Raw genomic sequence first — 11,438 nt, 5'->3', positions numbered from 1 at the left:
AATCAAAAAATGATTAGCTTTACGGTCTTATGAAAAAAAACGTATTAATTAGCGGTGGCGCAGGATTTATAGGAAGTCACTTAACAGCATTATTGTTAGCAAAAGGATTTTCAGTTTCTATTTTAAGTAGAACTAAAAAGAAAAATAAGAAAGATGTTTTTTATTATAAATGGAATGTTAAAAGTCTATTTATCGACGAGGAGTGCGTTGTAAGAGCCGATTATATTATTCACCTTGCAGGTGAAAATATTGCTGAGAAACGATGGACTGCTAAACGAAAAGAAGCAATTATAGAAAGTAGGGAACAATCCACTTTACTGCTATATTCAGCAATTAAAAAAAATAATAAGAAACTTGATGCATTTATTTCAGCTTCGGCGATAGGCTTTTACGGCGCGGTAAACGGCGAAGAAATTTGTACTGAAAATGATGCTCCAGCTAATGATTTTTTAGGTTACGCTTGTCAAAAATGGGAAGATTCTACAAATTTTATTGAAAATCTAAACATTCGAACTGTAAAAATAAGAACAGGATTAGTCTTAGGGAAAAATGATGGTTTTTTAATTAAATTAATTCCATTGTTCAAGTATCGGTTAGGTTCCGCATTAGGGAATGGAAAGCAATATATGCCGTGGATTCATGTTGATGATTTATGTGCCATTTACCTACACGCATTGACAAACACTGAAATGTCAGGACCTTATAATGCCGCAATTAATGATAACATGACTAATAAAGGCTTTTCACAAATATTAGCGGGGCTTTTTGGATATAAAATATGGTTACCAAATGTTCCAGCTTTATTATTAAAATTAGCTTTAGGCGAAATGTCCAAAATTGTACTAACGGGAAGACGAGTTTCATCTGATAAAATTGAACAAACTGGTTTTGAGTTTAGATACACAAAGCTAGACGAAGCATTGAAAGATTGTCTTACAAAGTAAATTTTACTTCAGCACACAATTAATTTGAGTAGTGACGATTTTTGATATTTTATTACGAACGATAAACGGAATTTCAACACGAAAATCATCAGTGTTTAATGGAAATTCAGCATTAAATTCTAAAGCATTATTTACTTTCTTGAGCGATCCTTCAATAATGATATTTTTCGTTCTGCCTTTTACAGTGATCTTGCCTCTTATTTGATAAAATGAGGTGGTTGAGGAAATGGTTTTTAAGTCGAAGTTGTCAATTCTCCCTTTAAAAAGTGCTTTTGGATAACGATTACTTTCCATATAGATGCTATTGAAATGTTCTTGCATCAAATTTCTTTTAAATTCAAAATCTTTTACAGAGAGCCAACAATTAAGGTCGCCAGTGGCAGTAATTAAAGTACAGGTAGTTTTTTTATTGACAGCTTTAACTTCTTCAAATAAAGGTATAGAAGCTTCAAAATATGTGATTCCAGTAGTGGAATGCATTTTTTCTTGGCTCTTAGATGTAAATGTAATTAGAAATAGCAGCAACAAAGTAATTTTTCTCATGATGTTATTGCGTTATTTATCTAAAATTACGAAAAATAGCAGCAAACCATAAAAAAAAGAAATAAAAATAAAAATTTAGCGAAATATCAGAAGTGAATTAAGTTGTGCATAAACTCCATTAAGGCTTAAAAAGTTAAAACTCTAATTTCACATTATATTTGGTTAAACTATTTATCGCCTCTTTTGAGGTGTAATCAAATATTTCCTCGTGTAAATCTTTTTCTTTTTTTAAAGCAATTTGTTTGACACAATTTAAAAATCGTCGCAAATCATTGCTATTAGACAGAATTAATCCAGGAACGGCTGCTTTATTTCCATCAGAGTCTTTAGCAACCATTGTAAAATAAGAGGAATTACAATGTTTAATTTGTGCTGTTCGTATATTTTCTGCCTCAACTTTAATTCCTACAATCATCGAACTGGATCCTACATAGTTCACACTCGCTTTCATCGTTACTAGTTCTCCTACCTCGATAGGATTTAGAAAATTCACAGTATCTACTGAAGCTGTGACGCAATAATTTCCAGAAAATTTAGAAGCACAAGCAAATGCAATTTGATCGAGCAGCGATAATACAAAACCGCCATGAATTTTTCCGCTAAAGTTGGAATGACTGGGAAGCATTAGTTGTGAAATACTAATGTCTGAAGATGCAACAGTTTTAAAAATACGATTCATTACTTAACTTTAAACGGTGAATTAACTTTTTTGACAGAACTGATAAAATAGCGCGTGTCGCCCCACCACGGGAACGTTCTATAACGCTCCTTGTAGCTTACTTGCACATATTGTCCTTCCATTTCTTTTAGACTGGCAATCACTTCTTTTTCACTGTCTAATACAGAAAACGCAAAAATTTGAGCACCAGCAATTCCCTGACTTATTTCGCCTTCCCATGTTTTAAACACGACACCTTTATGACTCACTTTGATTAATTCGCCAGAGCGAACTCCCTCACTGTAAGAGGCAGTATTCAAAAAAGTAAAATACAACACGAGAGCTAGCACACCTATTGCAGCGACAATTAATAAAAATTTCTTCATTTATTATTTAATTTAAAAGTTGATTTTGATCTTTTTCTGCTCGTTCCAGAATATTTTCTGGAAGAGATTTTTTTGCTTTAGCACCCATTTTTTTTAATTTTTCAACACTTACAATCAAGTTACCTTTTCCTTCCACAAGTTTACTCATCGCACCGCTATATTCGATTTTTGATTCGTCAATTTTTCTACCAATTTTAATTAAGTCAGCCACAAAACCTTCAAATTTATCGTATAAAGCACCTGCTTGTCTAGCTATTTCAACAGCATTTTCCTGTTGTTTTTGATTGGTCCACATACTATCTATGGTGCGTAAAGTAGCAAGTAGCGTAGCTGGAGTGACAATAACTATGTTTTTTTCGAAAGCCCTATTGTATAAACTTGTATCCTCATTAAGAGCCATAGCAAATGCAGGTTCAATTGGAATAAACAACAACACAAAATCAGGACTTTCTATTTGATATAAATCGTGATAATTTTTATTGCCTAATTGTTCTACATGACGTTTTATTGACAGCACATGTTCTTTTAAATAACCAATTTTCAATAAGTCATCTTCTTCATTGATATATTTTTCATAAGCCGTAAGCGAAACTTTAGAATCAATAATCATCTTTTTTCCGTCAGGTAAATTGATCACTACATCAGGAAAAACCCGACTGCCATCCTGTAATGTGAACCCTTTTTGTATCTCGTATTCGCGTCCTTTTTCTAATCCTGATTTTTCCAAAACACGTTCCAAAACCAGTTCGCCCCAGTTTCCTTGTATTTTACTATCGCCTTTTAGTGCTTTAGTTAAGTTAATAGTTTCCTTACTCATTTGGATATTCATTTCCTGCAAACCGAGAATTTGTTGGCGTAAAGCTGCATGGTAATCAATACTTTCTTTATGAGTATCTTCCACTTTTTTTTCAAATAATTGAATTTTATCTTGAAGCGGTGTCAAGATATTCTTCATGTTTTCTTTATTTTGCTCAGTAAATTTATTTGATTTTTCGTCTAATATTTTGTTGGCCAAATTTTCAAATTCTTTTGTGAATTTATCTTGTAGTTTTTCGACCTCTTCTTTTTGTTCTTTATTGCGTTCCCAAAGATTCTCAAAGTCAACCTCTTTTTTAGAAAGTTGAATTGCCAAACTGTCTTTTTCGGTTCGAATATTTTCTTTTTCAATATTTACTAACTGAACCTGATTTTCGAAATTAGTTTTATCGGCTAGTTGCTGTTCTTTTAACTGTTCAATCTGCGAATTTGCAGCAATCAATTTTTCTTCTAAGCTGATCTTTTCCAACAGAAATCGCGCAGAAAATATAAGTTTGCCAATGACAACACCTAATGCTAGTGCAACGATGAAAATCAGTGAAAATGGAAGTATATCTAACATTTAATTTTTATTTGTACGATTGTAAAAATAGGTAAAAGTTTCTATTCTCTTTTCAGAAAATAAAATACTGAATTAAGTTTTTAGACGTTGTTGCAATGTAGAAAAATAAGATGCTTTCATGAAGTATACTGCTTTAAAAAAAAAGCCAATTGATGGAATTTTCTAATATGGTTAATGCATGCGGTATTTTTAATTAAAAAGCCAGATTTCAAATATGAAATCTGGCTTTTTTGAAAAATTGAATTTATACTTTATTTTCTAACAATTTTGTCTTTAAAAACTACTTTATTGCCATTAGAAATAGTGTAAATGTAGATACCTGCTGGTAAACTCGCACTATTAATTTTTAAAGTATTTTCGCCAATGGAACCTTTTAATTTAGTTGGAGCTCCCACTGATCTACCAAGAATATCATAAATATTTAGCTCTAAATCTAATTTATTTTCTGAATTTACCACAACATTGAATGATTCCGAAGTCGGATTTGGATACGCAACTACAGACAATCCTTTTTTAGGCGTGAAGTCTTTTGTAGATAAATTTGTATCAGCCTTAAGTTCAAAGCGAGCAATTACTGGTGCATGATCTGAAGTAGTAGTGACATAATTTACCACATCTAAACGAGGGTCGTAAACTTGAGTTGAATTTGGCACATAATCCGCAGTCAGTTCATTAGAAACAATAATATGATCTAAGAAACCTCCAGAAGACAAGAAACTAAAAGCGCCGGCTCTACTAATATCTAGAGTTAGAGGGTTGTAACGAGCAGTGTCTTCTACCATTTTCTGATATGAGGAAGGGTTTCCTGCAATTACTGACACATCAACATCATCATTATAATCTCCTAAAATAATTAAATTGGCATCAGGATATTGAGCATCTAAACTGTCTTTTAATAATTCAACATCATATTTTCTCATATTAAACCTTGATATGTCGCTACCACTGTTTGCTCTGGCATGAATATTAATTATTTTTAGATCTTTTTTTACACCACCAATGTTTGTTTCAATTTCCACCAAATGCGGCAATCTTCCTGAAGCAAAGAAACTCGAACCAACATCGGGATAATTAGGCAGCGTTTTTGTTCCTGCGCGAAGTTCATCATAAAGTTGGCTAAACATTACCCTTGTTTTTTTTACGGTAGTAGTTTGCGTATTGTAGATTACGGCTAATTTTTGTGGAGGAAAGTTAGGATCTGACGTCTGAAAAGAGCGCGACCAGACCGGAGAGATTACTTTATCAAAGGTTTTTCCGTTGATGCTTATTTTTTGAATTAAAATATCTAAAGCTGCATCATCTGAAACTTCTTGAATTGCATAAACATCAGCATTTAAGGTATTCATCACTTTTGCAACATTGTCAATTTGTAACGCATCGTTTATTGGGCCAAATTCTACATTGCTTGTATTTTTTACATCACTACCAAAAAATTCTAAGTTATAGGTTACAATATCAAATGTTTCTGTTTTAGGAAATGAAGAACCTTTAAACGAACCTATTGCTTGGTTCAATTCTATTCCCACTACCGTCAATGCTCCAGAAATACTTAATGCTTTTGAAGATGGCGAAAAACGAGCGTAAATAGTTTTACCTGCAATTGCATCTGCTGCTAAAACTATTGCACTCGATGTGAAAGTAACGTTATCGAGAGATAGTTGATATTCAGCTGGAGCTGTAATTGTAATATTACCGTAACCACCTGCCGTAAATAAGAAAGATTGGCTTGGTGATGCCGTATTAGGATTTACTTCTCCAAAATTTAAATCAGGAATTGAAGCTATAAACGAAGCATTATTAGTGATATTTACATCATCAACTGTCCATTCAGCGGTATTTGCACCACCGCCAGCTGTGGTTTCATAAACCCAAGCTAAATAAGTACGATCAGTTTTATAAGCCTCCAAATTGATATATTGTGATTGTTTGAAAGTTCCAGTATTAGTTGGAAAATCTCCTTCAAGAGCGATCCATGTAGCGGTCTCTGGGTTGCTTTTTCCATCATAATTTACTGAAACCATTAGTTTAAGCGAAGGTCCTGAGAAAAATTTACGCGAATGAAAAGACAACAAAGGGAATTTGTCAAAGGCGCTTAAGCGTAAGTTTGGGGAAATCAACCAATCTTTACTAGGTCCAGTCTCTGCAAAGCCATTTATTTGTACGGCCGCTGGAGCACTATTAAAACGGGTGGTTGTACTTGCCCATTTAATCGTATTGCCAGCAATGCTATATTCAAACCATCCACTATTTGTTAGCACATTGGGATTATTAAAATCCTGTGTATAAGGATTTATTCCTGTTCCTGATAGTGCAACTATTTTATTTGTTGCGCCAGTTGATTCATGTGTAATTTGGCCTGAGAAAATGCCAGTTGCATTAGGTGAAAATTTTACATAAACAGTTGGTGAAGCTCCACTACTAAAATCAGCAGCTGTGAAATTTAATATTGGTTGAAAACCATTATTTTGATCCTTAGAAATTGTAAAATTTCCAGTTGAAGTGAGTGTCACAGCTCCATTTAAGTTAGCCCCTTGCAGTTCATAACTTAGTACAGATGAACTGAAATTTTGTTCGACAAAACTAAACTCTAACGAAGTTTTAGTAGTAGATAAGGAGGGAACAGCAGCGCTGGAGGTTGTTACGTCCAGTTTCTTTACTACGGTTTGAATGTTACCAAAAGCATCTTCAGAAATAGAATAAACTACATAAGTTGTTCCTAATATCAAGCCTGTATTATTTTGCGTATAGACAAGTGTAGCGTCATCTACTGCAAGTAGACCAGCTTTGATAGCTGCGGTATTTGTAATATCTGTTCCCGCTTTTATCTGAGCCACAGTGGGTTCAGGACTTCCTGCAGGCAATATGACGAAATATGTTTTTCCAATTTCATCTAATTGAGATAAAAAATCAAATCCATTAGAAAGAATATTGGTGATTTGTGGATAACCAATAGCATTTACTGGAGGAGTTACATCGTTGATAATGCTAATATTATCAACTGCAAAAGACGGACGAGAACCACCACCGGAAACTTGTCTCGAAATCCAACGAATTTGTACGACATCCTGATTATCGCATTCCGTTGGTAACACTATTTTGATTTTTTGACTACTTTGTTCGGTTGTGCCCGATGTTTGAGCCGTTGTACCATTCGCATATACAGTTGGCAATAAAGTAACAAAAGCATCGGTCGTGCTAATGCGATACTGCAGTACTAATTCGTTAATACGGGTATTTGTCGTGCCATTATGTGGATTACGAATAACCATCGCATCATATTCAACTGTAATTCCAGATTTGCCAGTTGTTTTAAATGCAAATCCTATGGTTAAATCTAATGAACCAGTATTTAAAAACCCAATTTTGCGATCATAGTTATGGATATTTCCGCTTGTTATACTAGCATTACTGTTTGGAAATAAGGCTCTATCAGCTACTAGTGTTCCTGATGTATTGAAAGTAGCTCCTGGTGCTACACTTGCAGTCCAGCCTTGAAAACCTGCAGGGTAGGCAGTAGCTGTTGTCAGCAAAGAGGAGAAATCTTGCGAATAAGGCAATTCCTGTGGCACGGGAGCTGTTCCTTGTGCAAAAATAGCTGCCGAAAAGCAATAAAAAAAAGTCAAAAAGGCCAGCATTTGGCGTAAATGGTAATTGTGTTTCATATAATTTTTAATTAATTTGGGTACGAAATTAATACTTATTACGTTAAGAGAATATTATAAAATTAATAATTTTAGACTTACAACGAAATATAGGAGACGGTCTTTTGTTTGTTTTTTTAGCTTTTCAAAAAAAAGCCAAGATTTAAAAATAGGTTCTTCTTTCAACTGTATTAGGAAGCTCAAGTACCAATATTTATTGGAGCTTTTTCCTGCCTTACATTTCATTCTTACTTATATCCTTGATTTTTTCTAAGACAATAAAGGAGCTTCTTTGAGTCGCTCTTTATCGTCAAGAAAAAAATGCAAGGCCATTGCATAAGGAATTCCATTTCACTCAGGGCTATGGGATTTGGGTAGGAAAGGAAATTGTTTTTTTAACTCTTAGTCCTCCAACTCACAACTCAAAGTTATAACGTCTACGTAGTAGAGACATAATATTTTTGAGTTGTGAATTGCTTTCAAAATTGTATTTTAGCTTATAATTCCCGACTTTTAGCCCAATGATCAGCAGGTAGTTTTGGTTGTGAATTGCTTTCAAAATTGTATTTTAGCTTATAATTCCCAACGCATTTGTTCCAATGCTTCACTTCGTACCAGTTGTGAATTGCTTTCAAAATTGTATTTTAGCTTATAATTCCCAACTTGTTTAATGTTTTTATAATTATTTACCTTGTTGTGAATTGCTTTCAAAATTGTATTTTAGCTTATAATTCCCAACGCTAATGGAATAAAAGTATTAAACGAATGTGTTGTGAATTGCTTTCAAAATTGTATTTTAGCTTATAATTCCCAACACATTAAAGATTTTAATTGTTTACAGGTAGTTGTGAATTGCTTTCAAAATTGTATTTTAGCTTATAATTCCCAACTACCGGTCAAAGCACGCTTATAATCGACCTGTTGTGAATTGCTTTCAAAATTGTATTTTAGCTTATAATTCCCAACGTGGCCACCTGGAACACGGCATTGACGATGGTTGTGAATTGCTTTCAAAATTGTATTTTAGCTTATAATTCCCAACTTATCATATTTTATATAAAAGTAAAAGATGGTTGTGAATTGCTTTCAAAATTGTATTTTAGCTTATAATTCCCAACTCTATTTTTGCAGTACTAATAGTTAATCCGTTGTGAATTGCTTTCAAAATTGTATTTTAGCTTATAATTCCCAACAAATTATTACTATAAACTCCTTCTATTTTTAGTTGTGAATTGCTTTCAAAATTGTATTTTAGCTTATAATTCCCAACTTAGAGAAAAATTTAATTTAGTTGAGCACGGTTGTGAATTGCTTTCAAAATTGTATTTTAGCTTATAATTCCCAACAAGCGGTTCCGACAAAAGACTACGCAATATGTTGTGAATTGCTTTCAAAATTGTATTTTAGCTTATAATTCCCAACTCAAAGGCACGATAGTTTTGCTTAATATCTGTTGTGAATTGCTTTCAAAATTGTATTTTAGCTTATAATTCCCAACAATTGATTTATCATTATTTGAAACTAAGCCGTTGTGAATTGCTTTCAAAATTGTATTTTAGCTTATAATTCCCAACCCCTTATTTTAAAGCAATATGTCAAAACGGGTTGTGAATTGCTTTCAAAATTGTATTTTAGCTTATAATTCCCAACGCAGTTAAAAAAGGCTTTACATCGTTTCTGTTGTGAATTGCTTTCAAAATTGTATTTTAGCTTATAATTCCCAACCAAACGTTAGCCGTCAGTTTGGTAGAACCGGTTGTGAATTGCTTTCAAAATTGTATTTTAGCTTATAATTCCCAACAACAGATTACACTTTCAAAGCTCCTTACTTGTTGTGAATTGCTTTCAAAATTGTATTTTAGCTTATAATTCCCAACAAATTGTATTTTTTCAAACCCCGCTTTAAGTTGTGAATTGCTTTCAAAATTGTATTTTAGCTTATAATTCCCAACTGAACTTATAAAATTTATTCCGTCTTATATGTTGTGAATTGCTTTCAAAATTGTATTTTAGCTTATAATTCCCAACACATTTTTAAGAGTTCTTCATTTGTTTTGTGTTGTGAATTGCTTTCAAAATTGTATTTTAGCTTATAATTCCCAACACGTTGAAAGTCAAGTAGTTACAAAACATAGTTGTGAATTGCTTTCAAAATTGTATTTTAGCTTATAATTCCCAACATTTCTGTTTTGCCTTATACAACAGATCTGTTGTGAATTGCTTTCAAAATTGTATTTTAGCTTATAATTCCCAACTAAGATCGTTAGCCTTTACATCTTCCATTAGTTGTGAATTGCTTTCAAAATTGTATTTTAGCTTATAATTCCCAACCATATCCACTTAGCGATGCCAAAACTTTAGTTGTGAATTGCTTTCAAAATTGTATTTTAGCTTATAATTCCCAACCTAACGAAGCTTTAACTTCTTTAGTGGCTAGTTGTGAATTGCTTTCAAAATTGTATTTTAGCTTATAATTCCCAACTGTAACTGTTTTGTTAATTATAGCAGTACTGTTGTGAATTGCTTTCAAAATTGTATTTTAGCTTATAATTCCCAACACTTTCAGACGGGATGTATGTTTCAGTAAGTTGTGAATTGCTTTCAAAATTGTATTTTAGCTTATAATTCCCAACATATCTCCTACGTGGGTGGTGTTGATGCTAGTTGTGAATTGCTTTCAAAATTGTATTTTAGCTTATAATTCCCAACTACTTCCCGTTATGAGCTGACGCTAATCGAGTTGTGAATTGCTTTCAAAATTGTATTTTAGCTTATAATTCCCAACGAATCAAACAAGAAGCCTTAATCCTTCCTTGTTGTGAATTGCTTTCAAAATTGTATTTTAGCTTATAATTCCCAACTTATTTTCTTCGAAATAGCTTCTGTTGTTAGTTGTGAATTGCTTTCAAAATTGTATTTTAGCTTATAATTCCCAACAGATCTTGACGCTTATACTTTGAAATAATAGTTGTGAATTGCTTTCAAAATTGTATTTTAGCTTATAATTCCCAACAAAATTATAATTTTATTAACGGCCTTTTTAGTTGTGAATTGCTTTCAAAATTGTATTTTAGCTTATAATTCCCAACGATCCAGATTTAAGAAAATCTTTATTATTAGTTGTGAATTGCTTTCAAAATTGTATTTTAGCTTATAATTCCCAACGTTTGACTGCTGCACACATGGCAATAATCAGTTGTGAATTGCTTTCAAAATTGTATTTTAGCTTATAATTCCCAACTGGAATTAGAAAAGCAACAGTTAGATATTAGTTGTGAATTGCTTTCAAAATTGTATTTTAGCTTATAATTCCCAACTTACCAATATCAGAATAAGTTCATCGACAAGTTGTGAATTGCTTTCAAAATTGTATTTTAGCTTATAATTCCCAACTAGATATTTTTAAATTATCTGCTAACTGCTGTTGTGAATTGCTTTCAAAATTGTATTTTAGCTTATAATTCCCAACAGATTTACCAAGTTCAGCGAACAGAACACTGTTGTGAATTGCTTTCAAAATTGTATTTTAGCTTATAATTCCCAACATGGGAGACAATTACAAGCAGTATTGGCTAGTTGTGAATTGCTTTCAAAATTGTATTTTAGCTTATAATTCCCAACCATATTACATGAAAAGTAAAGAGGAGCTAGGTTGTGAATTGCTTTCAAAATTGTATTTTAGCTTATAATTCCCAACATGATAAGTTTTACCTATCTTTATGTAGTGTTGTGAATTGCTTTCAAAATTGTATTTTAGCTTATAATTCCCAACGCCAGCCATTTGGCGGGTAGTAAGACAGCCAGTTGTGAATTGCTTTCAAAATTGTATTTTAGCTTATAATTCCCAACAAACAAATTGAGAACGGAACGATAGCGGCTGTTGTGAAT

The 11,438-nt window shown here is 32.7% G+C and carries 6 protein-coding genes and 1 CRISPR repeat array (1 of these 7 only partly in view); of the genes, 1 reads left to right on the top strand and 5 read right to left on the bottom strand.

The genetic code is table 11. The features are described from left to right. Positions 1–29: 29 nt before the first annotated feature. Entirely contained in the window at positions 30–944 is a 915-nt protein-coding gene (locus BUB42_RS02580) for a TIGR01777 family oxidoreductase (protein ID WP_073016896.1), read from the top strand. A gap of 3 nt (positions 945–947) precedes the next feature. On the opposite strand, the gene BUB42_RS02575 is transcribed toward BUB42_RS02580, so the two are convergent. The 5 genes from BUB42_RS02575 to BUB42_RS02555 all read right to left on the bottom strand — a co-directional run bounded on the left by BUB42_RS02575 (position 948) and on the right by BUB42_RS02555 (position 7,571). Next, on the bottom strand, positions 948–1,487 hold the full coding sequence (locus BUB42_RS02575) for a YceI family protein (RefSeq protein WP_073016895.1): 540 nt from the start codon (positions 1,485–1,487) through the stop codon (positions 948–950). A gap of 133 nt (positions 1,488–1,620) precedes the next feature. Then, entirely contained in the window at positions 1,621–2,166 is a 546-nt protein-coding gene (locus BUB42_RS02570; protein ID WP_073016893.1) for an acyl-CoA thioesterase, read from the bottom strand. Next, positions 2,166–2,531, bottom strand: a complete 366-nt coding sequence (locus BUB42_RS02565; protein ID WP_073016891.1) for a 6-phosphogluconate dehydrogenase — start codon at positions 2,529–2,531, stop codon at positions 2,166–2,168. The genes BUB42_RS02570 and BUB42_RS02565 overlap by 1 nt, the downstream gene beginning before the upstream one ends. Positions 2,532–2,538: 7 nt before the next feature. Beyond that, positions 2,539–3,909 (bottom strand): DNA recombination protein RmuC, encoded by a 1,371-nt coding sequence (rmuC, locus tag BUB42_RS02560; RefSeq protein WP_073016890.1) that lies wholly within the window; start codon positions 3,907–3,909, stop codon positions 2,539–2,541. Positions 3,910–4,160: 251 nt separating this feature from the next. After that, positions 4,161–7,571, bottom strand: coding sequence for a T9SS-dependent choice-of-anchor J family protein (locus BUB42_RS02555; RefSeq protein ID WP_073016888.1), 3,411 nt, complete (start codon positions 7,569–7,571; stop codon positions 4,161–4,163). 444 nt (positions 7,572–8,015) lie between these two features. Further along, a CRISPR array of direct repeats spans positions 8,016–11,438; the repeat unit is 46 nt; unit sequence GTTGTGAATTGCTTTCAAAATTGTATTTTAGCTTATAATTCCCAAC (it continues 2,233 nt past the right edge of the window).

Origin of the sequence: Flavobacterium micromati (assembly GCF_900129585.1) — a bacterium.
Classification (GTDB): Bacteria; Bacteroidota; Bacteroidia; order Flavobacteriales; family Flavobacteriaceae; genus Flavobacterium; species Flavobacterium micromati.
The sequence above is the reverse complement of the archived record's forward strand: the minus strand, read 5'-3'. Positions and strand labels throughout refer to the sequence as shown.

Excerpts from the sequence above, each read along its gene's own strand:
- BUB42_RS02555 (WP_073016888.1), bottom strand. The coding sequence starts at position 7,571 with ATGAAACACAATTACCATTTACGCCAAATGCTGGCCTTTTTGACTTTT.
- BUB42_RS02580 (WP_073016896.1), top strand. The coding sequence starts at position 30 with ATGAAAAAAAACGTATTAATTAGCGGTGGCGCAGGATTTATAGGAAGT.
- rmuC (WP_073016890.1), bottom strand. The coding sequence starts at position 3,909 with ATGTTAGATATACTTCCATTTTCACTGATTTTCATCGTTGCACTAGCA.
- BUB42_RS02570 (WP_073016893.1), bottom strand. The coding sequence starts at position 2,166 with ATGAATCGTATTTTTAAAACTGTTGCATCTTCAGACATTAGTATTTCA.
- BUB42_RS02565 (WP_073016891.1), bottom strand. The coding sequence starts at position 2,531 with ATGAAGAAATTTTTATTAATTGTCGCTGCAATAGGTGTGCTAGCTCTC.
- BUB42_RS02575 (WP_073016895.1), bottom strand. The coding sequence starts at position 1,487 with ATGAGAAAAATTACTTTGTTGCTGCTATTTCTAATTACATTTACATCT.